The sequence below is a fragment of the Oryzomonas sagensis genome, assembly GCF_008802355.1.
Taxonomy (GTDB): domain Bacteria; phylum Desulfobacterota; class Desulfuromonadia; order Geobacterales; family Pseudopelobacteraceae; genus Oryzomonas; species Oryzomonas sagensis.
Genome location: NZ_VZRA01000001.1, coordinates 110,479 through 136,792, shown reverse-complemented (window position 1 = coordinate 136,792; position 26,314 = coordinate 110,479). Strand labels below are relative to the sequence as shown.

Annotated in this window: 23 protein-coding genes; 12 read left to right on the top strand and 11 right to left on the bottom strand. The window is 60.6% G+C overall.

What is annotated here, in order from left to right:
* The first annotated feature begins 182 nt into the window (after positions 1-182).
* From F6V30_RS00585 to F6V30_RS00575, 3 genes are all read left to right on the top strand, one after another.
* Positions 183-644, top strand: coding sequence for a (2Fe-2S)-binding protein (locus tag F6V30_RS00585; RefSeq protein WP_151154605.1), 462 nt, complete (start codon positions 183-185; stop codon positions 642-644).
* Positions 641-2,896 (top strand): xanthine dehydrogenase family protein molybdopterin-binding subunit, encoded by a 2,256-nt coding sequence (locus F6V30_RS00580; RefSeq protein WP_151154604.1) that lies wholly within the window; start codon positions 641-643, stop codon positions 2,894-2,896. Before F6V30_RS00585 ends, F6V30_RS00580 begins: the two co-directional genes overlap by 4 nt.
* A 304-nt stretch (positions 2,897-3,200) precedes the next feature.
* Positions 3,201-3,776, top strand: a complete 576-nt coding sequence (locus F6V30_RS00575; RefSeq protein WP_151154603.1) for a hypothetical protein — start codon at positions 3,201-3,203, stop codon at positions 3,774-3,776.
* Positions 3,777-4,072: 296 nt separating this feature from the next.
* Here the strand turns inward: F6V30_RS00575 and F6V30_RS00570 are convergent, their stop codons facing one another.
* The 7 genes from F6V30_RS00570 to F6V30_RS00540 form a co-directional block, all read right to left on the bottom strand.
* Positions 4,073-4,468 (bottom strand): 4Fe-4S binding protein, encoded by a 396-nt coding sequence (locus F6V30_RS00570; RefSeq protein WP_191965535.1) that lies wholly within the window; start codon positions 4,466-4,468, stop codon positions 4,073-4,075.
* Positions 4,469-4,693: 225 nt separating this feature from the next.
* On the bottom strand, positions 4,694-6,157 hold the full coding sequence (locus F6V30_RS00565) for an ammonia-forming cytochrome c nitrite reductase subunit c552 (protein ID WP_151154601.1): 1,464 nt from the start codon (positions 6,155-6,157) through the stop codon (positions 4,694-4,696).
* Between the two features lie 25 nt (positions 6,158-6,182).
* Positions 6,183-6,647: a cytochrome c nitrite reductase small subunit gene (gene nrfH, locus F6V30_RS00560; RefSeq protein WP_151154600.1), complete on the bottom strand. Its 465-nt coding sequence runs from the start codon at positions 6,645-6,647 to the stop codon at positions 6,183-6,185.
* An 88-nt stretch (positions 6,648-6,735) separates the two neighbouring features.
* Positions 6,736-7,038: a hypothetical protein gene (locus tag F6V30_RS00555; protein WP_151154599.1), complete on the bottom strand. Its 303-nt coding sequence runs from the start codon at positions 7,036-7,038 to the stop codon at positions 6,736-6,738.
* A gap of 186 nt (positions 7,039-7,224) precedes the next feature.
* Entirely contained in the window at positions 7,225-9,543 is a 2,319-nt protein-coding gene (locus F6V30_RS00550) for a molybdopterin-dependent oxidoreductase (RefSeq protein ID WP_151154598.1), read from the bottom strand.
* 29 nt (positions 9,544-9,572) lie between these two features.
* Complete coding sequence (locus F6V30_RS00545; protein ID WP_151154597.1) at positions 9,573-9,821, bottom strand: chaperone NapD; 249 nt, start codon at positions 9,819-9,821, stop codon at positions 9,573-9,575.
* A 241-nt stretch (positions 9,822-10,062) separates the two neighbouring features.
* On the bottom strand, positions 10,063-11,433 hold the full coding sequence (locus F6V30_RS00540; RefSeq protein WP_151154596.1) for a sigma-54 interaction domain-containing protein: 1,371 nt from the start codon (positions 11,431-11,433) through the stop codon (positions 10,063-10,065).
* Positions 11,434-11,588: 155 nt separating this feature from the next.
* Here F6V30_RS00540 and F6V30_RS00535 point away from each other — a divergent pair, with 155 nt between their 5' ends.
* Positions 11,589-12,053 (top strand): peroxiredoxin, encoded by a 465-nt coding sequence (locus F6V30_RS00535; RefSeq protein WP_151154595.1) that lies wholly within the window; start codon positions 11,589-11,591, stop codon positions 12,051-12,053.
* A gap of 325 nt (positions 12,054-12,378) precedes the next feature.
* Here F6V30_RS00535 and F6V30_RS00530 read toward each other — a convergent pair whose 3' ends face one another.
* The 4 genes from F6V30_RS00530 to F6V30_RS00515 form a co-directional block, all read right to left on the bottom strand.
* Positions 12,379-13,680: an NCS2 family permease gene (locus F6V30_RS00530; protein ID WP_151154594.1), complete on the bottom strand. Its 1,302-nt coding sequence runs from the start codon at positions 13,678-13,680 to the stop codon at positions 12,379-12,381.
* On the bottom strand, positions 13,681-14,232 hold the full coding sequence (locus tag F6V30_RS00525; protein WP_151154593.1) for a hypoxanthine-guanine phosphoribosyltransferase: 552 nt from the start codon (positions 14,230-14,232) through the stop codon (positions 13,681-13,683).
* Positions 14,229-15,092: a peptide chain release factor N(5)-glutamine methyltransferase gene (gene prmC / locus F6V30_RS00520; RefSeq protein ID WP_151154592.1), complete on the bottom strand. Its 864-nt coding sequence runs from the start codon at positions 15,090-15,092 to the stop codon at positions 14,229-14,231. The genes F6V30_RS00525 and prmC overlap by 4 nt, the downstream gene beginning before the upstream one ends.
* Positions 15,093-15,240: 148 nt before the next feature.
* Complete coding sequence (locus F6V30_RS00515; RefSeq protein ID WP_151154591.1) at positions 15,241-15,429, bottom strand: hypothetical protein; 189 nt, start codon at positions 15,427-15,429, stop codon at positions 15,241-15,243.
* A 469-nt stretch (positions 15,430-15,898) separates the two neighbouring features.
* Between F6V30_RS00515 and F6V30_RS00510 the strand changes: the two genes are divergently transcribed.
* The 8 genes from F6V30_RS00510 to F6V30_RS00475 all read left to right on the top strand — a co-directional run bounded on the left by F6V30_RS00510 (position 15,899) and on the right by F6V30_RS00475 (position 26,258).
* Entirely contained in the window at positions 15,899-16,411 is a 513-nt protein-coding gene (locus F6V30_RS00510) for a peptidylprolyl isomerase (protein WP_151154590.1), read from the top strand.
* A gap of 189 nt (positions 16,412-16,600) precedes the next feature.
* Positions 16,601-17,074, top strand: coding sequence for a ferritin-like domain-containing protein (locus tag F6V30_RS00505; protein ID WP_151154589.1), 474 nt, complete (start codon positions 16,601-16,603; stop codon positions 17,072-17,074).
* A 173-nt stretch (positions 17,075-17,247) separates the two neighbouring features.
* The gene (locus F6V30_RS00500; RefSeq protein ID WP_151154588.1) at positions 17,248-19,740 is read left to right on the top strand and encodes an Rne/Rng family ribonuclease; all 2,493 of its coding nucleotides are present in this window, start codon (positions 17,248-17,250) and stop codon (positions 19,738-19,740) included.
* Between the two features lie 162 nt (positions 19,741-19,902).
* Positions 19,903-21,381: a lysine--tRNA ligase gene (gene lysS / locus F6V30_RS00495; protein ID WP_151154587.1), complete on the top strand. Its 1,479-nt coding sequence runs from the start codon at positions 19,903-19,905 to the stop codon at positions 21,379-21,381.
* Positions 21,382-21,384: 3 nt separating this feature from the next.
* A complete protein-coding gene (locus F6V30_RS00490) occupies positions 21,385-22,647 on the top strand; it encodes a lipoprotein-releasing ABC transporter permease subunit (protein ID WP_151154586.1) in 1,263 nt (420 codons plus the stop codon).
* A 51-nt stretch (positions 22,648-22,698) separates the two neighbouring features.
* Positions 22,699-23,370 (top strand): ABC transporter ATP-binding protein, encoded by a 672-nt coding sequence (locus F6V30_RS00485; protein WP_151154585.1) that lies wholly within the window; start codon positions 22,699-22,701, stop codon positions 23,368-23,370.
* Between the two features lie 38 nt (positions 23,371-23,408).
* Positions 23,409-25,706, top strand: a complete 2,298-nt coding sequence (gene bamA / locus F6V30_RS00480; protein ID WP_151154584.1) for an outer membrane protein assembly factor BamA — start codon at positions 23,409-23,411, stop codon at positions 25,704-25,706.
* Positions 25,707-25,739: 33 nt separating this feature from the next.
* On the top strand, positions 25,740-26,258 hold the full coding sequence (locus F6V30_RS00475) for an OmpH/Skp family outer membrane protein (RefSeq protein WP_151154583.1): 519 nt from the start codon (positions 25,740-25,742) through the stop codon (positions 26,256-26,258).
* Positions 26,259-26,314: the final 56 nt, after the last annotated feature.

The window sequence follows — 26,314 nt, the reverse complement described above, 5'->3', positions numbered from 1 at the left end:
ATAAGAGAGTGTGCCGGTCAAGCGCCGCCACCTTTTCTTGCGGGGGGAGGGGATGGGGGTATACTTAGATGAAAATTCCGGCGCAAGGGGCCGCACCGTTGCGGTGAAATGGACGGGGGACAGTTCCGCCCCGGGTATGGTGTTAGTCGAGCCATTCGGAAAATGGCGGGGAAGGGGGCGCAATGAAACGGATCGCACTGACGGTAAACGGGATGAAACGGACATTTGGAGGTGACCCGGACATGCCGCTGTTGTGGTATCTTCGGGACGAGTTGCACCTGACCGGGGCCAAGTTCGGCTGCGGCATCGGAGAGTGCGGGGCCTGCACGGTTCTGGTGAATGGCGCGGCGACCCGCAGTTGCATCACCGCGATGAAGACCATGGCCGGAAAAAAGGTCGTAACCATCGAAGGGTTGAGCGCCCGTGGCGACCATCCGCTTCAAAAGGCGTGGGAGACGTGCAACGTGCCCCAATGCGGTTATTGCCAGAGCGGCCAGATCATGCAGGCTGCCGAACTGCTGGGGCAGAAGCCGAAGCCGACGGACCAGGATATTGAGGAGGCCATGCAGGGTAATATCTGCCGTTGCGGGACCTATCAACGTATCCGCCAGGCGGTAAAGCTGGCGGCGGGGGGTGGATCGTGACCGACGTGATTCTTGTCAGCCGCCGGGTTTTTCTTGGGAGCGTCTTCTCAGCCGGGGCTTTTGTCCTGTGCGCCCGGTTGCACCCCTTCCAGACGCTGGGCGCCCTGGCGGCGGATGATCCCCGGGTGGCATGGTCTCCCGGCGTGTATCTGGGCATCGAGCCGTCCGGAACGGTCGTCATCATTGCCCACCGTTCGGAGATGGGCACGGGCATCCGTACCGCGCTCCCCATGGTGGCAGCCGACGAACTGGGCGCCGACTGGAGCCGGGTGAAGATAGAACAGGCCATCGGCGATCCCAAGTACGGTGACCAGAATACCGACGGCTCCAAATCGATCCGCGATTTTTATGAAGCGCTGCGCGATGTGGGCGCCACGGGCCGCTTGATGCTTGAACATGCGGCCGCCGCCACGTGGCAGGTGGCGGGCTCGGAATGCAGGGCCGACCATCACCGGGTGCTGCATCTCCCCAGCGGCCGAAGCCTCGGCTTCGGTGAACTGGTGGCTGCGGCCGCCCGGCAGCCGGTGCCGGCACCAGGCGAACTGCGCTTCAAGAAGCCGTCGGAGTACCGCTACGTCGGCACGGGGGTGCCTATCGTTGATCTGGCCGCCATCTGCACCGGCACGGCCGTGTTCGGATACGACACGCGGCTGCCGGGGATGCTGTATGCCGCCATCGAGCGCTCGCCGGTCCTGGGGGGGGCGCTCAAGTCCTGCGACGACCGGGAGACACGCAAGGTCAAGGGGGTGAAAAAGGTGGTGGTCATGGAACCGGCGAAACCGCCTTACGCCTTCCAGGCCCTGGGTGGCGTGGCGGTAGTCGCCGACAGCACCTGGGCGGCCCGGCAGGGACGCTCGAAGCTCAAGGTGCAGTGGGAACTGGGGGCGAATGGCGCTTACGAATCGGAGAGCTACAGGAAATCCCTGCTGGAGACGGCCCGCAAACCGCAGAAGGTCGTGAGAAACATCGGCGATGTGGATGCCGGGTTTGCCCGGGCTGTTGCCATCCACGAAGCCGAGTATTATGCCCCCCACCTGGCCCATGCCGCCATGGAGCCGCCTGCGGCCCTAGCCTCCTACAAGAACGGCAAGGTGGAGGCCTGGGTTGCGACCCAGAACCCCCAGGCGGTGCAGGATGCGGTGGCCAAGGCGCTCGGCATCGCCACAAAGGACGTAACCTGTCACGTGACGCTTCTGGGGGGCGGCTTCGGGAGAAAATCGAAACCCGATTACGCGGTGGAAGCGGCCGTGCTGTCAAAAAAAGTCGGCAAACCGGTCAAGGTTGCCTGGAGCCGTGAGGATGACATCCAGTTCGATTACTACCATTCCGTGGCGGCCATGTACCTGAAGGCGGGCACGGACGGAAGCGGCCGGCCGATCGCCTGGTTGCAGCGCAGCGTGTTTCCCCCCATCGGGTCCACATTCGATGCCTCGGCGCGCTATGGCGGGGACAACGAACTTGGCCAGGGGTGGGTGGACGTGCCGTTCGCCATCCCCAACATGAGGGCCGAGAACGGGCCGGCCCAAAACCATGTGCGCATCGGTTGGCTGCGCTCCGTGGCGAACGTCTATCACGCCTTTGCCGTGCAGTCGTTTGTCGACGAATTGGCGGCGGAGGCCAGCCGCGACCGGATCGAGTATTTCCTGGATCTGCTGGGCCCGGCGCGGATCATCGATTTTGAAGCCGAAGGGACGAAATTCGTCAACTCCGGCAAACCGCTGGACCAGTACCCCCTGGATACCGGACGGTTGCGGCGTGTGGTGGAGGTCGTGGCCGAGCGCTCCGGCTGGGGGAAGGCGGCGCCCGCCAAGGGGCGCGCCCTCGGCTTTGCGGCTCACCGCAGTTTTCTTACTTATGTGGCCGCCGTGGCGGATCTGGAGGTGGACAATGCCGGGAAGATCCGCATCCACCGCGTGGATGTGGCCGTGGATGCCGGGCTGGTGGTTCACCCGGAGCGGGTGAGGGCCCAATTCGAAGGCGCCGCGGTCTTTGCCGCCAGCATTGCTCTGATGGGCGAGATCACTGCGGCCGGCGGCCAGATCCAGCAATCCAATTTTCACGATTACCCGGTGGCGCGGATGGGCGACGCACCGCTTGAGACGCGGGTACACCTGGTGCCGAGCAGCGAGCGGCCGACCGGTGTCGGTGAGCCGGGCGTGCCGCCGGTGGTGGCAGCCATCTGCAACGCGGTCTTTGCCGCCACCGGCAAACGGATTCGCCACTTGCCGATCAGCAAAAACAAGCTCGCCTGACGGCGCACAGCCTTGACGGGCATCCCCTGGCCGGTGGAAAGTCGTCGGCCTGGGGATGCCCGCAGTGTCTTCCGTTACCTCGGCATCCCTGCCGCAAATACGGGCACTCGTGTCAATCCCTTACTCATCGGCCAGAACCTTTTCGGGGGCGGTTTCCTGCGGTTACCCGAGGGAAAACGGCGGAAATCGGGCGTTGACCCGGTTTGGCCATTGGGTTGGCGGCTCGTCTCATGTCGGCAAGCAAATTGCACGCTTCCCTGAGAAAAATAACGAAGCGAGGCAGCCAATGACGACGAGCAGCTTTATGACCGACAGCACCCGACTCCACACGTCTCCGGGAAGGGATCTCGAGTATTCCATCAGGCCCCAGGGAGGGACGGCGCTCTTGGAACTTAGCGGGGTACTCTCGTCAGGCTGGGCCGGTTCCCTGGCGTCCGCCCTCACGCAGCAGGACATCGGCATTATCCGGGGGAGCGCCGTCAAGACCAGCCCCCTGAAGTGGTCGGCCCAGTTCGAGATAAAACCGCGCATGGCGCGTCCGGAAGTCCTCACCTCCCTGGATGTCCCGTCCATATTCGGCAAACCGGCGGATTACAGGTCCGCGCCCAACATCAGCCTGAAGGATTATCACCTGGAAGTATCCCCCCGGCACGGCGGCTCGCTCTACGCCAGGATCGTGGGGGCCGACAAGATAGGTTTTCTGGTGGGGATACTGCGACAGCTCAGCTACTTTTCCCTGTTCCCGGTAGAGATGAAGATTGAGACCGAGGGGGCGACCGCATCGGACCATTTCTGGCTCAAACGGATCGGCAACGTGCAGCCGACGTCGGAGGACATCGCAAATATCCAGGAGAGCCTGTTCGGGTTGCTGGCCGCCTAGACATTATGTCTAGTTCACCCCAGGCTCAGGCGGCGCGNGAGACCGAGGGGGCGACCGCATCGGACCATTTCTGGCTCAAACGGATCGGCAACGTGCAGCCGACGTCGGAGGACATCGCAAATATCCAGGAGAGCCTGTTCGGGTTGCTGGCCGCCTAGACATTATGTCTAGTTCACCCCAGGCTCAGGCGGCGCGAAAAAAGCCCCGTTCCTTTTGGAACGGGGCTTTTTTCGCGGTACGTGTCTGTTTTCCGTTTTTTGGCGCCCGCCGTCTTTGTATTCAGCCGGCCCTTTTCCTTATGCTATTCCAGGAACAGCCTTCTGGACAGGTGGTTCCAACTCCTTACGGGGTTGCAGCCTCACCGCCTTGGGCGTCACCGGACAGACGTATTCGCAGGTGCCGCAGCCGGTGCATTTGGCTTCATCGATCCTGATCCCCTCACCCATGACCACGGTGAGGGCCTGGGCCTCGCACCGCTCGAAACAGGCGAAGCAGCCGCAGTTCTTGGCCAGGCACTGCCCATTATAGGCCACCGCCCGCATATTTTCCTGCCCGGCCGGGACGAAATCGGCGGTGTCCCGGATGGTGGGCTGTTCGTGCCCCGGTTCCTTCAGGGCGCTGCTCACCGTGGTGATCGCCTCGCCCAGGGAAAACAGGCTCTTTTTGAAGAATTCCTTGCGGCTGATGTCCATTGCCTTGTCCTTGCCTTCTGTTCGGGTGTGTTCGCGATACGCCGGAAAGACCTCTCCGTCGGTGTTGGCTTCCACCGCGGAGGGGTAACCGGCGACCATACCTGTGAATATAATGGCACGACTGGGCACCCCAATGGTAGAAAATTCTGAAGTCCCGGACAACCGGACAGGAAAGCCCCGCAGTCATTGACTGCGGGGCTTGTGCATCAAGCATGGCACCGAAACCTAGAAACGGTTCTGGACACCGCTTGGATCGGGCAGTTCCAGCTCTTTGCGGAATTTCAACTTACCTGCTCCCCGGTCGTTGAGGTATTTGGCAAGCTCAAGATCGACCTTGGCCGGGACGCTTACTCCCGCCTGGGCCAATGCCTGACGGAGCAGCGCTTCCGCCTTGGTGGCAAAGGCAACCGAGTCTCCCAGCACCCGCAGGGACTCGCTGGGGTTGTGGAAACCCACCGAGTTCTCCGCGCCGATAAAGGTGCAGCGGTAGAAAGCCTCTTCGTAGTATTCCTTCGCCTTGTCGTAGAGCCCCTTGTCGATGGTCTTGCCGGCCGCCTGGGCCTTGTGGGTCATCTCAAAGAGTTTGGCCACGGTGGCCGTTGCATAACCGGCACGGATCTGCAGGGAAACGGTCCGGTCCTGGATGGCGATGACCTGGCCCTTGAGCCATTCCGGGCTCTCCGCATGGCACTGCAGGCAACCCTTCAGGCCGTTTTTCAGCGGGCTCGTGATGCGATGGTCGGATGCCTTGTGGGAACCGACCTTGGTGTACGGCATATGGCAATCGGCACAGGACGCTCCCGCTTTCCAGTGCACGCTGTTGTTGGAGAAAAGTTCATATTCGGGATGGCGGATGAATCCCAGCTTGAAACCGGTAACGGTCTGCTTCCACTCGCCGTAGGAAGGGTCGCTCTGAATCTTCTTGATGATGTTTTCGATGGTGATATTGCCGAGCTTGCTTCCCTGCCAGGGGAAGAACACCCCGGTTGAATGCATCTCCTTGTCCTTGGGAATGACATAGGTAACATGACACTGGGCGCAGACCAGGGTCCGTTTCGTCTGATGGTCGAGCTTGGTGGTATCCACCCCTATGTCGCGCAGGGCCGCGCCGAGGGTGAAATCCCGGGAGAGCATCAGGGACATGTCCTTGTTGTTGTGGCAATCGCTGCAGGCCACGCTGAGGGTGGCGTTCTTCTGATCGGGGATCTTGGCCAGGACCTCCTTGTAGGGGGTCTTGTAGTAGTCGGGGCCCATGGTTTTCACGAGATGATTGACGTAAGGGGTCTTGCAGGTGAGACAGACGCCGCCGGCCTTGACACGCGATGCATCGATATCGAGCTGGTCCTGCACCATGTGGGAATGGCCGCGGGGCTCGTTATACCCGATGCCGAAACCCCAGCCGTTAAAGAGCAGGGCAAGGTACGGATATTCGGAGAGCTTGTCGACCATGGATTTGGGGTTGTCGTTCCCTCTTTTGTATTTGCTCAGACCGGGCGTCTCCGGCGCATCGGCGGTCTTTTTCCACATTTCGTATTCAACCGGGTACGCTTTTCCCCATTCTGCCGGATCGATCGTGCCGTCGGCGATCTGTACCGTTTTCACCTGCTCGGCCTTTTGCGGAGAGCAGCCGCCGGCGAACAACCCCATACCTGCCGCAGCAACCACAAAAACCACAGTTCTCATCTTCATTGGTGTACCCCCTTTTGTTTATAAGTTAGAGTGTCTCTATTGCGCCGCTGCGTAAATGGGTAATGCTGCGATGGCAACTCCAGCATTTTTGTTCCGTATTGATCATGGAAACCAATTCTTCGTGGCATCTGATGCAGTTTGCCTGGAGTACCTTTGCCCCATGTTCGGAAAGTGTGATCCGTTCCGGGGTGTGGCCGGAATAGAAGAAGATCGCGTCCTTCATGCCGTCGATGGACTTCCAGACGTAATGAATCGCCAGGTTCTCATTCGGCAGATGACAATCGACACAGCGGTTTCTGCGGTGCGCTCCGGCATGCAGGAAGGCGGTATGCTCGCTCTCCATGACATGGCATCCCGCGCAAAAACCGGGAGAGTCGGATTTGGCCAGTAGCTGGGGTGGTCCCACCAGCAGGAACGCAACCGCCAACAGCGCGACAACACCGGCAAGGCCCAGGACTAACCACTGTTTCCCGTTCAAAAAACTCGACATGCTCCCACCCCCTCCCATCGCTCTCTTTTCATTTTATCCCTCTGTTGGGCACGTCCGTCCGTTCCGGGGCGTCCCCTGCGGTTGATGCTCATTGCCGTGACTTTGTCTTTGTTCCGGGCGTTTTCGCACTCATCTCGCTCCTGACATGGCACTGGGTGCAATTGAGGCGGGTGGGGTGGGGCGTCACGGGCGCCCCCTTCAGGCCGGTTTCGTGGCAGGCCAGGCACGTTGTGCCGTTGGCGTTGTCCGCCACAAAATGGGGGATCACCGGCGGCGCGTCTTCGGCGCTGCGGGCATCGGCCTCGTAGTTTTCCCGCTCCTGGGCCAACGCCGGGAGCGCCAGGGCGACGACGCAGGCGACCAGGGGCGGAATCCTGAGCAAAGCTTTCATGGATGACCTCCTACTGGGATTAAAAATCAATATCTGCCACAGAGACACGGAGACACAGAGGTTCACAGAGAACAGCAAAAAAATCTTTGAGGTACATCAAGAATCGCTGTTCTTTTGTGTGTCTTACTCCTGGTTTTATCCGTGTCTCTGTGTCTCTGTGGCAGATTGTCTTTGTTCTTTTCGGTCTTACGCCTTTTCGATCTTGACCGCGCACTTCTTGAAGTCCGGCTCACCGGAGATGGGGCAGTAGGCGTCGATGCACAACTCGTTGATCAGCTTGCCCTCGTCGAAGAAGGCCACGAAGATGTTGCCTTTTTCGGCTCGGCTTCGGCCGTGCAACTCCACCGGCAGCACAATCGAGCCGCGCCGGGAGGAAATTTTCACCTTTTGGAGGTTTTGGACGCCGAGCCGTTTGGCGTCGTCGGGATGCATCTCGCACACCGCGGCGGGGTAGGCGCGCTTGAGTTCCGGCACGCGCCCGGTCATGGTGCCGGTGTGCCAGTGCTCCAGCACGCGGCCGGTGCAGAGCCAGAACGGGTACTGCTTGTCGGGCACCTCGGGCGCCGGTTCATAGGGGCGGGCCCAGATGACCGCTTTGTAGTGGTCGGGCTTGTTCTTATAAAACTTGATCCCCTCCCCCTGCTTCACATAGGGGTCGTGGCCTTCGGCGTAGCGCCAGAGGGTCTCCTTGCCGTTCACCACCGGCCAGCGCAGGCCGCGGGTCGTGGCATAGGTCGCGTAGGGTGCCAGATCCTTGCCCTGTCCCTCGTTGAAGGTGCGGTACTCCTCCCACATCTCCCGTTCCACCTCCTTGTAGGGAAAGAGGTTGCCGTGGCCGAGGCGCCGGGCCAGTTCCATGGTCTGCCACAGGTCGCTTCGGGCCTCGCCCGGGGCGTCCACCAGCTTGAACCACTGCTGGGTGCGGCGTTCGGCATTGCCGAAGACCCCCTCCTTCTCGACCCACGAGGCCGAGGGGAGGATCACGTCGGCCAGTTCCGTGGAGCGGGTCGGGTAGATGTCCGAGACGATCACGAAACGGCCATCCCCCTTCCGGGCACCCGTGCGGTAGCGGCTCAGGTTGGGGAGGGACTGGAACGGGTTGGTGACCTGCACCCAGACTACCTTGATGTCCCCCCGGTCCAGGGCGCGGAACATCTCCGTGGCGTTGTAGGTCGGTTTGGCGGAGATCTTCTTGGGATCGACGCCCCATATTTTTGCGGCCTTCGCCCGGTGTTCGGGATTCGTGACCACCATGTCGGCCGGCAGGCGGTGGGTAAAGGTGCCCACCTCGCGCGTCGTGCCGCAGGCCGAGGGCTGGCCGGTCAGGGACATGGGGTTTTCCCCCGGCTTGCAGATCTTGCCGGTCAAAAGGTGGACGTTGTAGACCAGGTTGTTGACCCAGGTGCCGCGGGTATGCTGGTTGAAGCCCATGGTCCAGAGGGAAGTGACCTTGCGCTTCCTGTCGGCGTACAGGTGGGCCAACTCCACGATGGTTGTGGCCGGTACTCCCGAGATGGCGGCCACGTATTCCGGGGTGTAGGGCTTGAGAAACGCCGTGTACTCGTCAAAGCCGATCAGTTTCGGCTCGTCGGCAAATTTGAATTTGTCCTCCAGGCCGTAGCCGATCTGTTCCTTGCCCCGCTTGAAGACGACATGATCCTTGATGAATTGCTCGTCGTAGAGCTTGTCGCGGATGATGACGTGGGCGATGGCGTTCAGGAGCGCCAGGTCGGTCTGGGGGGTGAACCGGACGTACTGGTCCGCCATCTGGGAGGTGCGGGTGTGGCGGGTGCCGAAATCGATGATCCTGACCTTGGGGTTTTTCAAACGGTTGTCGATCATGCGGGAGAAGAGGATGGGGTGGCACTCGGCCATGTTGGCGCCCCACAGGAAGTAGGTATCCCCCAGGTCCAGGTCGTCGTAGCACCCCATGGGTTCGTCGCTGGCAAAGGTGCTCATGAATCCGGTCACGGCCGAGGCCATGCAGAGCCGGGCGTTGGGTTCGATGTTGTTGGTGCCGATGCCCCCCTTGAAGAGTTTGCTGGCGGCGTATCCCTCGAAGACGGTCCATTGGCCGGAGCCGTACATGGCCACCGAATCGGGGCCGTGCTTTGCGATGGCCTCCTGGAACTTCGAGGCGATGAGAGTCATGGCTTCGTCCCAGGAAGCCTCCACCATCCTGTTTCCCTTGCGGATGAGCGGCTTGGTCAGGCGGTCCGTGCCATAGAGGACCTTGGAGAGGAAATAGCCCTTGATACAGTTGAGCCCACGGTTGACCGGGGCGGCCGGGTCGCCTTTGGTGGCGACGATCCTGCCGTTCTTGACGCCGACCAGCACGCCGCAGCCTGTTCCGCAGAAGCGGCAGGGGGCCTTGCCCCAGGTGATGCCGCTCTCCGCCGCCGCTGCATCCTTTGGTCGCAAGGGGCTCGGCGCCGCGGCGCCAGCCGCGGCGAATGCGGCCGCGGCCGCGCTGCTCTTGAGAAAATCACGCCTGGAAAGTTCCATATACCCCTCCTGTGCTGGGAAATGCGACTTCAGGACGGCACCTGCTCCGTATCCTCGAAATTATGGTAGGCAAGCCTGACCGCCACCACACCATCAACGTCGTGAAAGCCGGCAAACATCCGTACCTCACCATCGACCGTATCCGCCTCCAGGACGGCCACGATCTGCCCGTCCGGGAGCACGCCGTGCACCTCGACGCCGTCGAGGGCGGCGAGCCGCTGGGCCACTTCCCGGGCGCACCCGTCAACACAGGTGATGACGACTCCTGAAACCGGCATGAATGCTCCTTGCTAAGATTGTTACCTAGCGTGTAGGGGTACGGCTCCAAGTGTATCACCGGAATAGCGCCTGGCAATGCGGGGGAACCCCAACCGGAGAACAGCGTTACATGGAGCGTGCCAAGGAGACGATGAATGTGTAACTATTCATAAGCACACATTATTTTTTGCGGGGCGGGTGGAGAGTGAGGGAAATGCGGCGGGAGGATGTTACTTTAGGGTAACATTAGCGTAACATCTGTTACCCGTTTTCCATCTGTTTCAATTTTTGCCACAAGGTTTTGCGGGATATGTTGAGCAGGCGCGCGGCTTCTTGCTTGCGGCCGCCGGTCTTAGCAAGGGCGTCACGGATCATCTGGCGCTCGAAATCGTCGACCGAGCGGGACAGGGCGCGCAGGGGGCGGGTGTCGTTGTCGCGCCGGACCGGCGCGGTCCTGCCGCCGGCCGCGAGGAAACCGGCGGGGAGGTCCTGGGGCATGAGGTTCCCGCCGTTGCAGAGGGCAACGCCCCGCTCGATGGCGTGTTCCAGCTCCCGGACATTGCCGGGGAAATCGTAGGCCGTCAGGATATGGGCCGCTGCCTGGCCGATCCCCGTGACCGGGCGCCCCATCTGGTCCGCAAAGCGCCGCAGGAAATATTCGGCCAGCGAAATGATATCCTCGCGCCGTTCCCGCAGGGGGGGCACATGAATGGTGATGACGTTGAGCCGGTAGTACAGGTCTTCCCGGAAGCGCCCCGCGGCCACGAGGGATTGCAGGTCCTGGTTGGTGGCGGCGATGATGCGCACGTCCACGGCGATCTCCTTCTCGCCCCCCACCCGGGTGATGGTCCGATCCTGGAGTACCCGCAGCAGTTTTGCCTGGGCGCTGGAGGGAAGGTCGCCGATCTCGTCCAGGAAGATGGTGCCGCCGTGGGCCAGCTCGAACTTGCCGCGATGGCTGGAAAAAGCCCCGCTGAAAGCCCCCCGCTCATGGCCGAATAACTCCGATTCCACCAGATTTTCCGGCAGGGCGGCGCAGTTGACCTTGACCATCGGTTTGTTGAGCCGCTTGCTGTGCTGGCGAATGGCCGCGGCCACCAATTCCTTGCCGGTCCCGCTTTCTCCGGTGATCAGGATGGTGGAGTCCAGGGTGGCGATGGCCGCAATGGTCTGGAAGAGTTGCAGGATGGGCTGGCTTGTCCCCACAAAATCGTTGAAGGCGTCGCCCAGCCCCATTTGGTCCCGCAGCAGGCGGTTCTCTTCCTTGAGGAGTTGTTTCTCGGTGATGTCGCGGCTGACCAGGACGGCCCCCAGGTAGGAGCCCTCTGTTGCCCGTATGGGGTAGTAACTGTTCTCGAAATATTTGCCCTTGACCTCGATCACCCGCCGCGTCTGCTGGATCGACCCGTCCTTGAGGCCGCTGAGAAGTTGTTTGACCCGTTCCGCGGTGGTGGGGGAATGGATGGTGAGGATGTGGCGGCCGATGAAGTTCTCGGCCTTGATCCCCCGGATCTGCTCGGCGGTATGGTTGATAAAGGTCAGCCGGTCCTCGGCGTTGATGAAGATGACCCCCTCTCCCATACTCTCCAGGATTGCCCGGTGGATGGTCGAGATATCCGGTGTTGCGCCCATGAATGCCTCCGTTCGAAACCGTGTTACGAAATGGTAACATAGTTCGCGCCGAGGCGCAGCAAAAATGATCCGGCTGCCGGTGTTGACCTTTCCGAAAATAATGGTATGGTGGATTGAAGATAAAAATTATCCTGTTTGTGCCGAGGAGGGAAATCATGTCGCTGGAAGGGAAGAAGGCCCCCGATTTCAACCTGGAGGGGAGCGACGGCGCGCGCCACAGCCTGAAGGAGTATGCCGGAAAAACCGTGGTCCTGTATTTCTATCCCAAGGACAGCACCCCCGGCTGCACCAAGGAGGCGTGCGGTTTCAGGGACGATTATACGAAGCTCGTCGACCGGGGGATCGTGCTTCTGGGGGTCAGCAAGGACAGCATCGCCTCCCACGGAAAATTCATCGCGGCCCAGAGGTTGCCGTTCGTCCTTCTGTCCGACCCGGATACCACCATGATGCAGGCCTACCAGGCGTTCGGGGAAAAGGTCATGTACGGCAAAAAGAGCACCGGCACCATCCGCTCCACCGTGGTCGTCGGCCCGGACGGCGTGGTGCAAAAGCACTGGGCCAAGGTCGCCAAGGCGGAACAGCACCCGGCCGAGGTGCTTGCGTTTCTGGAAACGCCATAGTTGCTCAAAAGGAGGACGCTTTTCTATCTGCGTGGTGATTAAACGGATGGGGAGTTCGGCGGGAAATAGCAGGACAAGCCTGAATCAGTGACGCCTTCGCGGTTCCGTTCGCTTAGCATGCCTCAGTCCCGGCAGTGTCGGCTGTGCCTCCACCACGGCGGAGGGCTCACGGCATAGCCGGCATGGTGCTGCATGGGCGGCGTTGGACTCCGGCATGTCGCTCGCTCCGCCGTTCGGGCGTCACTGATTCAGGATAACGAAAGGGAGGTGGAGCGCAACGGCTCCCACCTCCCTTTCGTTATATCGGGCGACCTGTCGGGGCTGGCTACATCTTGGGCAGGAAGAAGAACAGGGACAGGGACAAGAGCGCCAACACCCACATCCCGGCCTTGACCTCGGCCGCCCGGCCGGTGAACAGCTTGAGCAGGACGTAGGCGATCATCCCGGAGGTCATGCCCACCCCGATGTTGTAGGTGAAGATCATCAGGACCACGGTCAGAAAGGCCGGGATCAGTTCGGTGAAGTCGTCGAAGTTGAGCTGGGTGATGGGGCGGATCATGAAGGAGCCTATCACGATCAGGGCGATGCCGTAGGCGTGGGGCGGCACGATGGTGAAGAGCGGGGCGAAGAACAGGGAGAGGGCGAACAGCGCCGCCACCACCAGGGCCGAGAAGCCGGTGCGGCCCCCTTCTTCGATGCCGGCGGCCGATTCGATGTAGGCGCCGGTCGTGCTGGTGCCCAGGAGCGGCGCCGCCATGGTGGCCAGGGCGTCGGCCAGCATCGGTTTTTCGATCTCCGGCAGGTTGCCGTTTTCATCCAGCAGGTCGGCCCGCATGGAGAGGCCGATCAGCGTCCCGACCGTATCCAGGAACGCCATGATGAAGATGACCATCACGACCGGGAAAAAGTGTACGTCCAGGGCGCCGGCAATGTCCAGCTTGAACAGGATCGGGGCGAGGGAAGGGGGAAGGCTGACGAACTGGGTCGGCAGGGGGGTGATGTGCAGGGCGATGGAGCCGATGGTGGTGGCGATGATGCCGATCACCAGGGCGCCGCGGACGCGGCGGGCCATCAGCACCACCACCAGCAGAAAGCCGGCCATGGCCAAGAGCACCGACGGCTGGGAGATATTGCCCAGTTTGACCGGCGCGCCCGGCACGCCGAGCACCACCAGCCCGGTTTCGGTGAGGCCGATAAAGGTCAGAAACAGGCCGATGCCCACGGCAAAGCTGGCCTTGAGCGACAGGGGGATCGATTCCGCCAGCCAGCTGCGTATCTTGAAGACCGTGAGCAGCGTGAAGAGCGCCCCGGCGATGAAGACGGCCCCCAGGGCCACCTGCCAGGGGTAGCCCATCACCTTGACCACCACAAAGGCGATAAAGGCGTTCTCGCTCATGTACGGGGCGATGGCAAAGGGACGCCGCGCCCAGAGGGCCATGATCACGGTGCCGATCACCGCCGCCAGGATCGTGGCCGTGACCGACGGCCCCTTGGGGATGCCGGCGTTTTCCAGGATGGCCGGGTTGACGATGATGATGTAGGCCATGGTCAGGAAGGTGGTGACCCCGGCCAGGGTCTCCTGGCGGTAGCTCGTCTTGTGCTGTTCGAACCGGAAAAAGTCTTTCATTTACAACCCTTTCACCGCGTAGATTCCCGGCGCATTGCGCCAATACCCCTTATAGTCCAGGCCGTAGCCGAACAGGAAGCGGTCGTCGGTCTCCATGCCGGTGAAGTCGGCCCGGAAACCGGGTGAGACCTTGCGCTCGTGACGTTTGTCCACCAGGACCGCCATCAGCACCCGGGCTGCCCCCTGCTCGCGGCAGTAGTCGGCAATGGCGGCCAGGGTAATGCCTTCGTCCAGGATATCGTCCACGAGCAGCACCGTTCTGCCCCGCAACTCCTGACGCGGCCGCACGATCCAGTTCAGTCCGGCTCCCGCTGTTTCATGGCCGTAGCGGGTGGCGTGGCAATACTCGATCTCCAGGGGAAACACCAGCTTGGTCGCGAGTTGTCCGGCAAAGATCAAGCCGCCGTTCATGACGCAGAGCACCACCGGGTTTGCTTCCTTGAGCTGCTCCGTGATCTCTCCCGCCAGCCGCCCGATGGCCGCTGCCACGCCCGCCTCGCCAACCAGCAGGTCGGCCTCCGTCAACACCTGGTTCGCTTCATCTACCGTCATGACACATCCTTTCGTTGTGCCCCCACCACGCGCTCGATACCGCCGGGGTCGCGCGCCGTCATGGGGTGATCGTACTCTTGTGTTTTTTTGAATAATTCCGCAACCGCCGGGGCCTGGCCGATCCCCACCTCCACCAGCAGCCAGCCGGACGGGTTCAGATGCGCCGGGGCCGCGGGGATCAGGATCCGGTAGAGGTCCAGCCCGTCCGCGCCGCCGTCCAGGGCGCCGCGGGGATCGAAGTCCCGCACCTCGGGCTCGAGTCGGTCGATATCGGTACTGGGGATGTAGGGGGGATTGGATACTATCAGGTCGAAGCTGCGCCCGGCCACCGGCTCCAGGAGCGAACCTGACAGGAACTCCACCGTTGCCCCGTTGCGCTCGGCGTTGCGTCGCGCCACCGCCAGGGCGGCCGGGGCAATGTCGATGGCGGTTACGGCCGCCTGGGGCAGGCTATGGGCCAGGGCAACGGCGATACAACCGCTGCCGGTGCCGATGTCCAGCACGCTCCGCGCCTCCGGCCGACGGATGAGCGCCTCCGTTACCAGGGTTTCCGTGTCGTGGCGGGGGATGAGTACGTCCGGGGAAACCTCGAACTCCAGGCCGCAGAACTCCTGGGTGCCGAGGATGTGCTGGAGCGGCTCGCGCCGGGCCCGGCGGGCCACCATGGCGCGGAATGCAGCCAATTCGCCGTCGTTGAGCGGTTTGTCGAAATGGAGATAGAGCCCGACCCGGTCCAGGCCGGTGGCGGCGCACAGCAGCCATTCCGCTTCGAGACGGGCGTTTTCGATGCCCTTTGTGCCCAGATAGTCTTTGGTCCAGGCAAGGACCTTGATGGTTGTCCACTGTTCCTGATGTGCCATGTCGCCATTCCGAAAAGAATGGGCGGATACTAACCTATTCTGCGGCTATGCTCCACAAAAAAAGAGGCGCGGGCGGCGCGAATGGTCGCGGCCGTCTTTCATGCTGCCGGAAGGGCGGCGCGGCGGATGCCCCGCCGACGGTGGGACCTTACACCATGAGCACGCCGGCCGGCAGGGTGCGGGGTTGCACATCCGCCAGGCAACCGGAGATGCGAAACGAGTATCGGCACTTCGGGCATACCGCCCGTTTTGTTTCATGGGTTACTCCCGTGCGCGGCAGGGTGCCGACAAAACCGCAGGAGATACAGAAAAACGTTACCAGGTCCTCTTCCATCATTACTCCTCCCTGACCACCGCTTTTTTCGTCCCGTGGAACAGCTGGGCTCTCCCTGCCGCACGGGCTCCTGGAGCGGTTCTATCAACATGCGTGCCATGTGTGCAAAATCCAGAGTTATCCACTGGTTGGTTTGGCGGGTGACCTGTGGCGGCGTTGCAGGGACGGTTTTCGGGGGAAAAAATGGTAACATTTTTAACACTGTCTTTAAAATGATAATAATATCGATATATTGTGACATGGGCGTCAGTGTTACTTTTATTAACATGTTAAAAAATAAATAATAATATCACTGAGGTGTGCAATCAAGAAACGTGTATTTCTTTTAATCTTTCCTGCGGGGCAGGCACGTCGCGATTTTGGGGCCTCCATTGACAACCCTGAAAAAAGAAGGTTTAATTTTACGCCGCAGTGTGCTAAACAGCCACCTGACGGGACAAGATCAGAATTTATACGCACCAGGAGGTTGCAGATGTCCGAGCAGAACCCACGTGTCATGTTGGAAACGTCCAAGGGCTCCATCAAGATCGAGCTGTTTAGTGATAAGGCGCCAATCACCGCAAAGAATTTTCTTTCCTACGTTCGTGAAGGGTTTTACGACGGGTTGGTCTTCCACCGGGTCATCAAGGATTTCATGGTGCAGGGCGGTGGCATGAATGAAAACCTGGAGCAGAAAAAGCCCAAGTTCGCCATCAAGAACGAGGCCGACAACGGCCTTTCCAACGAGCGCGGCACCCTGGCCATGGCCCGTACTTCCGTGGTGGATTCCGCTACCTCCCAGTTTTTCATCAATGTGGTGGACAACTCCTTTCTCGACCACCGGGGCAAGCAGCCGGACCTCTACGGCTACTGCGTCTTTGGCAAGGTGCTGGAAGGCATGGAGGTGGTTGACGAGATCCGCGCCGTCAAGACCGGCACCAGCAGGGGCCATTCCGACGTCCCCGTGGAGCCGGTTTTCATCGTGTCGGCCAAGGTCGTCGAATAGCGCCTGGTTCCGAGTACGCTCGTCGGCACTGTCGCCCCGTTTCCCTCCCGGAATCGGGGCGTTGCTTTTTGTCATGAGTTGTTGCGTGAAATTGCATTCTTGAAACTGTATACAATATGAGCTACAGTATGACTCCCGCTAGCGCAGACGCAGGTAACGCCTACATCAGATAGAGGAGGGGAGTACAGCATGAGCGACGATCAGGTCTGCTATACCTTTGATGCTGCCGTGGAGATGGCCATTGAGATGGAGAACGAGGGTTTTCGCAGTTATCTTGCCGCCCTCCGCAGGGTGACGAACAAGGGGGCGCGGGAACTTCTGCGCGATAATGCGCTGGATGAGCTCGACCATAAACACCAGTTGGAAAAGGCGCTGCTGGAAGGGCGCATGGGGGGGGGCGAGGCCCTGGATAAGCCGATCCCCACCATGCACCTGGACTATGTCTTCAAAAAACAGGAGCTTGGCCCCGAGTCGGGTGTGCGGGAGGCGTTGGTCTACGCCATTCACCTGGAGAAGGGTGCCGTCGATTTTTACGGCAAGGTCGCATCGGGGTGCAGCGGCGCCCCCATGGGGCAGCTCTTTCAACAGCTTTTCAAGGAAGAAAGCCGCCATTTGCAGGCGTTGGAAGACCTCTACGAACAACACTTCATGACGGAAAACTGACGACGGGCGGGGCATGGTGATGCCCGCACTCATACATCCTTGCCAAGGGACGCCGGGCGGCAGCCAATTTCCGCCAGGTGTCCCTTTTTCTTTGCTTTCGGTGCTGGAATCTATATAATAACTCATTTAAATGTAGTCATGTGAGCACGTCTCACTTGAAAGGAATACACGCAATGAGCGAGACCGTAAGCAAAAAAATGCTGATCAATGTCATGCATCCCGAAGAGACGCGGGTGGCTATCGTGCACGATGGCCGCCTGATGGAGCTCAACATCGAGATCAGCGGCAAGGAACAGACCAAGGGCAATATCTACAAGGGGGTCGTGCTGAGGGTTGAACCGGGCCTCCAGGCCGCCTTCGTCGATATCGGGCGGGCCAAGCCGGGTTTTCTCCAGATGGGGGAGTTACATCCCGACTTCTGGCAGTGGCGCGACGATGTCCCGGAGGATCAGCGCAAGCGCCGGCCCCGCATCCAGGAGGTGCTGCGCCGCGGCCAGGAGCTGGTGGTGCAGGTGGAAAAGGACGAGCGGGACACCAAAGGTTCGGCCCTGACCAGCTACATCTCCCTGCCGGGACGCTACATGGTGATCATGCCGGGTAGCGACTCCACCGGCATCTCCCGCAAGGTCGAGCAGGAGGGCGAGCGTAAAAAACTGAAGGAAATCGTGGCCGGCCTGAACGTCCCCGAGGGGATCGGCTACATCATCCGCACCGAGGCGGTCGGGCGCACGCCGGAGGAGTTGCACAAGGACCTGGAAAACCTGCTGGAGTTGTACGCGGATATTAAAGCGCGGGCAGCAGGGATCAGCGGGGCGGGCGAAGTCTACCGCGACAGCGGGCTGATCATCCGCTCCATCCGCGATTATTTTTCCGACGACATCGATGAGGTGCTCGTCGACAGCAAGGACGCCTACCGGGAGGCCAAGGAGTTTTTCCGCGAGACCATGCCCAAGTGCGAAAAACGGGTCAAGCTGCATAAGGAGAAACGCCCCATTTTTTCCCGTTTTCAACTGGAAGAGCAGATCGACCAGATCTACGAGAAGCGGGTTGCGCTTCCCTCCGGCGGCTCGTTGATCATCGAACCGACCGAGGCGCTGGTCAGCATCGACGTGAACTCGGGCAAGTCCTGCGGCGAGCGGGGGATTGAGGATACCGCCTACAAGACCAACCTGGAGGCCGCCGAAGAGGTGGCGCGCCAGCTCCGGTTGCGCGACCTGGGCGGCCTGATCGTGATCGACTTCATCGACATGCGGGAACGGAAGCATAACGGCGATGTTGAGAAGGCCCTCAAACATGCCCTCAAGATGGACAAGGCCCGGGTCAATCTGGGGCGGATCTCCGAATTCGGCATGCTGGAGATGTCGCGCCAGCGCATCGCCAAGACGCTCAACGACGCCATTCACCTGGCGTGCCCCCACTGCGAGGGGCGCGGCAAGGTCAAGTCGGTGGAGGCCATGGCCGTCTCGTTCCTGCGCAAGGTGCATGCCGCCGCGGCCAAAGGGACCGTGGCCGAGGTACGCGGTTCCCTGCCGCTGGAAGTCGCCTATTACCTGCTGAATCGCAAGAAGCGGGATCTGACCCAGATCGAAAACGATTACGAGATCGAGGTAACGGTGAAGGGGAAACCCTCCTTTACCATGAACCAGCTCGAACTGGAGACCGTCAAACGGGAAAAACCGCGTATGGAGGATGTCCGTGCCTCCGAGGCGGAAGCTGCCGAGGCGCCGAAACAGCCGGAACCGTCGGAACGGAAGGTTGACCGGCCCGAACCCGCGCGGGCGGAAGAAAAGGTGGCCGAGGGCGTCGTTGCCGAAGGTGGCAAGAAGCGCAAACGCCGCCGCAAGAAGAAGAAACCGGCCGGAGACGGAGCACCCGAGGCGGTAGCCGTGGCCGCCGAATCCCCGGCACCGGAAGGGGGGCCGGAGGAATCGCGGCAGCAAGCCGCACCACCGGCGGAAGCCGCGCGCGACCAGGAAGACGACGCTACGCCGGAAACCCCGGCCAAGAAAAAGCGCAAGCGCCGTCGCCGTAAAGGGGGCAAGGCGCAGGATGGGGACACCGCGGAAACAGCGGCGCCAATGGCCGAGGCAGTGGAAACCGCCCCGGCGGCGCCCGCCGAACAGGCTGTCCCGGTTGAGCCCGAAGCGGCGGCGGTCCCCAAAAGGCCCCGGCGCGGCAAGACGGCCCGGGCGGCCACGGAGGCTGCCGCCGCACCGGCCGCCGTGGCCGCGGATGTCGCCGTCCCGGCCGCTGCTGCCCCGGCTGAGGAGCCGGCGCCCGAAAAGCGTGCCAAGCCGCGCCGCACGACCCGTAAGGCCAAGCAGGAGGACGAAGCGGCTATCGTCCAGCCCGGGGCCGTTGCCCCCGAACCGCCCGTTGCGGATAAAACCGAGGCGGCCCCGGAGACGGAAAAGCCCAAACGGGCCAAAGCCCCCCGCACCCGGAAGAAGATCGAGCCGGCGCCGGCAGCGGCAGACGCTCCCCCTGTAGAAGCGGACCCTGGGGCGGCGAAGCCGGAGAAAAAAACGGCGAAACCGCGCCGGGCTCCGGCTAAAAAGGCCGCCAAAGCCCCCGCCCCATCCGAGCCGGTGGTTGAGGAAGCCGTGGCGCCGAAAAAACGCGCGAGCCGTTCCCGGAGCGTCAAAAAGGACGAAGAAAACCGGTAGTGCCCCTGTCGGTCAGCCCCCTCCGCAGGATGAGAACCGCCTGTGGCGGGGCTTGACGGCCGCTTCCTTTTTTTCTTGACCTGACAGGATGTTGGCGATATTTTTACCAGTCTTGCCCCACCGAATCCCGGATTGTTGCTTACGAAAGGCTGAAAAAACACCATGGAAGAACTCAGCGAACTCCTGCTTCAGAGACGCCGCAAGGTCGATGCCCTCTGGGAGGCCGGAGTCAATCCCTACCCCAATGATTTCAAACCGCTGCACACCTCGGCCGATGTGGTTGCCGCCTACGGCGGCACGGAACAGTTCGATGCCAGCGGTGAACGGTACATCGTGGCTGGCCGCATGCTTGCCCGGCGTTCCTTCGGCAAGGCCGCCTTCATCCAGCTCCAGGACCGCAAGGGGCGCATCCAGGTCTATGTCAAAAAGGACGAGATCGGCGCAGAGGCCTTCGAGACCTTCGAATCCTTCGATATCGGCGATATCGTCGGTATCGAGGGGTTTCCCTTCCGCACCAAGACCGGCGAACTGTCGCTCCACGCGAAGCAGATCCGTCTCCTGGTCAAATCGCTGCACCCGTTGCCGGAGAAGTTCCACGGCCTCACCGACCTGGAAACCCGTTACCGCCAACGGTACGTGGATCTCATCGTCAATCCGGAATCGCGCGAGGTCTTTATCAAGCGTTCCCGGGTCGTCAACCTGATCCGCGGTTTTATGGCCGGCCGCGACTTCTTGGAGGTCGAGACCCCCATGATGCACCCGATCCCCGGCGGCGCCACGGCCCGGCCCTTCGTCACCCATCACAACGCCCTGGATATGCAGCTTTTTCTGCGCATTGCCCCCGAACTCTACCTGAAACGCCTGGTGGTGGGCGGCCTGGAAAGGGTCTTCGAAATCAACCGCAACTTCAGGAACGAGGGAATCTCGGTGCGTCACAACCCCGAGTTCACCATGATGGAGTTCTATCAGGCCTACGCCACCTATGAAGAACTGATGGATTTCACCGAAGAGCTCTTCTGCCATGTGGCCCAGGAGATTCTCGGCACGCTGGATTTCACCTGCCAGGGGAACGAGATCAGCTTCAAGCGCCCCTGGAAGCGCCTGACCGTCCGGGAGGCGATCCTGGAGCACGGCGATATCGACGCCAAACAGTTGGACGACCGCGACCTGGCGCTGGCCTATGCCCGCGGCCTCGGCCTCGACCTTCCCCAGGACATCGGCCACGGCAAGCTGGTCATGGAGATCTTCGATGAGGTGGTCGAGCACAAGCTGATCCAGCCGACCTTCATCACCGCCTATCCGACCGAGGTGTCGCCGCTGTCGCGCAAGAACGATCACAACCCCGATATCGTCGACCGCTTCGAATTGATCATCGGCGGCCGCGAGATCGCCAATGCCTTCTCGGAGCTGAACGATCCGGTCGACCAGAAGGAGCGTTTCCTCTCCCAGGTGGCCGAGAAGAACAAGGGGGACGAGGAGGCCCATTACATGGATGAGGACTATGTCCGCGCCCTGGAGTACGGCATGCCCCCCACGGCCGGCGAAGGTATCGGCATTGACCGCCTGGTGATGCTCTTGACGGATTCCGCGTCGATCCGCGACGTGATCCTGTTTCCCCAGTTGCGGAAGGAAATGAAATAGGCGATGCCCTTCGAGCTTTTTATCGGGTTGCGCTATCTGAAGGCCAAGCGCAAATCAACATTCATTTCCATCATCACCTTTATTTCCACCGCCGGGGTCACCCTCGGCGTCATGGCGCTGATCGTGGTGCTGGCGGTCATGACCGGCTTTGAAGAAGACCTGAAGGAAAAAATCCTCGGGACCAATGCCCATGTGGTGGTCATCCGCAGCGGCGCCCCCATGGACGACTACCAGCAAGTCATGGCGAAGCTCAAGGGCTTCAAAGGGGTGCAGGCGGCCACGCCGTTCATCTACAACCAGGTCATGCTGTCGTCGGGCAAGAATGTCTCCGGAGTGGTGCTGCGGGGGATCGACGTCCAGTCGGACCGCCTGGTAACCAAGCTGAGCAAGTCGATCATAGACGGTTCCATCGACAAACTCGACCCCGTCATGGGGGCGGGCTCCGACGGCCAGCCGGGGCTGGTGGTGGGCAAGGAGTTGGCCAAACACCTGAACCTGTTCGTCGGCGACACGATCAACGTGGTTTCTCCCCTGGGGAACATCACCCCCTTGGGCATGATGCCCAAGATGAAGCCGTTTCGCGTGGTGGGGATCTTCAATACCGGCATGTTCGAGTACGACTCGACCCTGGCATACGTCAGCCTGGCCCAGGCCCAGGCTTTCTTCGACCTGGGGGATACGGTTTCCGGCATCCAGCTCAAGGTGGATGACGTCTATCATACCGGAGAACTGGCACGCGCCATCAACCGGACCATGGGGGGCGACTATTATGCCCGGGACTGGATGCAGATGAACCGCAACATCCTCTTTGCCCTGAAGACGGAGAAGATGGTCATGTTCATCATCCTGACCCTCATCGTCCTCGTGGCGGCCTTCGGCATCGCCTCGACCCTGTTCATGGTGGTTATGGAGAAGACCCGGGATATCGCCATCCTCAAATCCATGGGAGCCACCGGTCTCAGCATCATGAAAATATTCGTCCTGGAAGGGCTGATCATAGGCGTCATCGGCACCATCCTGGGCGTTGCCTCGGGGCTCCTCATCGCCCTCAATCTCGAGCCGATCATCACCGTCGTCGAGAAGGTCACCGGCCTGAACTTTTTCAGCAAGGACGTGTATTATCTGGACCATTTCCCGTCGATGGTGGTGCCGTCGGATGTGGTCCTGATATCGGTGACCGCGGTGCTGATTTCGTTCATCGCCACCCTGTACCCATCGTGGCAGGCGTCCAGGATGCTGCCCGCCGAGGCGTTGCGCTATGAGTAGGAAATGTGAATTTTTTTCAACCCGCTGCGTTTTTCGTCAAGAGGTGCTATTGTGAGCAACCTTCTCGAGGTTCGCGCCCTGTGCAAGACCTATGCAACCGGGCCGAACAGGGTTGAGGTGCTGGCCGGCATCGACCTTGAATTGGAAGCCGCGACCACCACCGCCCTGGTGGGGGCTTCGGGTGCCGGCAAGAGTACGCTGTTGCACCTGTTGGGGGCGCTGGACCGGCCGTCATCGGGGACCGTCAGCTTTCGCGGCGAGGATATTTTTCGAAAAAGCGACCGTGAACTGGCGTTTTTCCGCAACAAAAGCATCGGGTTTGTCTTCCAGTTTCACCATCTGCTGTCCGAATTCACCGCCCTGGAAAACGTCATGATGCCGGCCCTGATCGCCCGCACTGCTCGTGACAAGGCCAGGGCAACGGCAGAGGAGTTGCTGGATGATGTCGGGCTCTCCCACCGCCTGGGGCACCGCCCCGGTGAATTGTCCGGCGGCGAGCAGCAGCGGGTGGCCATTGCGCGCGCCCTGGCGCTGTCGCCGGAGTTGCTGCTGGCGGATGAGCCGACCGGCAATCTGGATATGAAGACCAGCGAGGGTGTGCATGCTCTTTTGGCCGAATTGCAGCAGAAAAAGGGACTGACCCTGGTTGTCGTCACCCATAACGAACATCTGGCTGCCGCCATGGGAAGAACCGTGCGGCTGGTTGATGGACGGCTTGAATAATTCTTGTGAGTCTCGGGGGAAGAGTGCCCATATTTCGTATGGCAGTGATGGTGGTATGTGCGTTTCAGCTTGTCGTCGCCGGTACGGCGCGGGCTGAGGGCGAAAAGATTCTCGAGGTACGGACCAAGGGCAATCAGCGCATTGAATCGGCTGCCATCCTCAATGTCGTTTCGAGCAAGGCCGGCGACACCCTGTCCGCCGACAAGACCGACGCAGATATCCGCGCCATTTACAAACTGGGGCATTTCCAGGATATTCAGGCCGCGACGGAAGAGACCGACAAAGGCGTGGTTCTCGTCTATACGGTGCTGGAAAAACCGGTTGTCCGCGACATTAAATTCGAGGGGAACAAGGAAATCAGTACCGACAAGCTCAAGGAGGCCTTGGAATTCCGTCAGAATGCCATCCTCTCCACCAAGGACCTTGCCAAGAGCGTTGCCAAGATGAAAAAACTCTACGGCGACGAAGGGTACTATCTCGCCGAGATCGAACCGCTGACGGAAAAACGTACGCCCACGGAGCTTGCGATTACCTTCAAGGTCACCGAAGGGAAGAAGATCCTTATCCGCACCATCCGCTTCGACGGGAACAGGGCCTTCACCGACAAGCAGTTGCTCAAGGTTATGGAAACCAAGGAAAAGTGGTTTCTGTCGTGGCTGACCGGGGCAGGCACATACAAGGAAGAGGTGTTGAAAAACGACGCCCTGCTGATCGCCGACCACTACATGAACAACGGCTACATCAATGTCAAGGTGGGTGAGCCGGTTGTCAAGCTGACCGATGCCAAGGACGCGCTGGAGGTGTTCATCGGCATCACGGAGGGGCAGCAGTTCCGCATCGGTGACCTCGACTTCAAGGGAGACCTGCTTGAACCGGTGAGCGAACTGCGCAAGAAGGTCAAGGTCGAGCCGGGACAGATCTTCAGTCGGAGCACCCTGCGCACCGATATAGCCACCCTGACAGATGCCTATGCCGACAAGGGGTATGCCTTTGCCAACGTCAACCCATTGACGAAGGCCGACAGCGCAAAACAGACCATAGATTTGAGTTTCGATATGGAAAAGGGTGAGCTGGTTTCCATCGAGCGGATCAATATCGCAGGCAACCCCAAGACCCGCGACAAGGTGGTCCGTCGTGAGTTGCGCATCACCGAGGGCGAACTCTACAGCGCCACCGGCATCAAGCGCAGCAAGCAAAACCTTATGAACACGGGCTTTTTCGAGGAAGCCAACCTTGCGACGGCCAAGGGGAGCGCCGGCAACAAACTCAATGTCAACGTGGACGTCAAGGAAAAGCCGACCGGGTCGTTCAGCATCGGCGGCGGATACAGTTCCCTGGACGGCATCATCGGGCAGGGGTCCGTGCAGCAATCGAATTTCCTCGGCCTGGGGCTCAAGGCGAACGTTTCCGGTTCCATCGGCGGCAAGTCCCAGACCTACTCCCTCGGCCTGACCGATCCCTACTTCCTCGACACCAAGTGGACGCTGGGGGCCGACGTCTACCGGACGCAGCGCGATTACAGCGACTACACCCGGCGCCTGACCGGCGGCGACATCAAAGGAGGGTACCCGATCAACGACTTTATCGGCACCTTCTTCATGTACAAGTATGAGATCAAGGACATCTACAACCCCCAGCAGGCCTATCAGGACCTCCACTCCTCCGATCCGGACACCTATCCGCTGGGAATGACGACGACCAGTTCGGTCATGGCCAGTATCACCCACAATAACACCGACTACCACCTCGACCCCACAACCGGTTTCATCAATTCGCTTACTGCCGAATTCGCCGGTCTGGGGGGAAATAACAAGTTTGCCCGCTATACCCTGGAGAACACCTGGTTTCACCCGATTTACAAGAAGCTGATCTTCTCCACCAAGCTGGCTTTGGGGTATGTCCAGGAGGTGGGAGGGAAGCTGGTGCCGATCGACGAGAAGTTCTACCTGGGCGGCATCTACTCGCTGCGCGGTTACAAGGCCCGCACGGTTTCCCCGACCAAGCATCTAGGGACAGCAAGCCCGGAGAACGGCGTTAAATCCGACGAAGTGGTCTACCTCGGGGGCAACAAGGAGGCCTACGGCAACATGGAGTTTTCCTTCCCCATCCTGCCTGAGGCGGGGGTCAAGGGGGTCGTGTTCTTCGATTATGGCAATAGCACCAACGATTCATACAGCAAGATGTTCGGTTCGTTGCTGCTGAGCTACGGTGGGGGGATCAGATGGGCTTCGCCGCTTGGGCCGCTCCGTCTTGAGTATGGCATCCCCGTCAACCCGCGCGCCGAGCTGGACAGTCGTAGCGGCAGGTTCGAGTTTTCGATCGGCAGCCTCTTTTAGGTTGCATCATACAGAAAAAGGAGAACGTCAATCATGAGAAGGTTTATACTGGCGGCAGTCATGTTTTTGGGCTTTGCAGCTGCATCGGCGTCTGCTGCCGATGTGAAGATCGGCTATGTCGATATGCAGCGGGCGCTCAACAACTCCGAGTCGGGCAAGGAGGCTAAGGAGCAGTTGGCGGCACGGCTCAAGAAATATCAGGACGAAATCAACGGCAAGCAGGAAGAGCTCAAGAAGCTGAAGGATGAGCTTGAAAAACAGGGAATGCTCCTCTCCGAAACGGCCAGGGCCGCCAAGGAAAAGGACTATCAGCAGCGGCTGAAAGAGTTCCAGCGTTTCACCAAGGATGCCCAGGATGAGCTTCAGGCCAAGGATGAAGAATTTACCCGCAAGATTCTTGAGGAGATGGAAAAGGTTATCAAGGAGTACGGCCGGACCAACGGCTACGCCTTTATCTTTGCCAAAAACGACAGTATGATGCTGTATGTCGATGAAAAGTCCGATGTGACCGAAGAGGTGCTGAAGCGCTTCAACACCGCCAAAAAGAAATAGCGGGCGCCGCATCGAATTGTGCGGTCCGAATATTTTGACTATCGCTACGGGGCAGT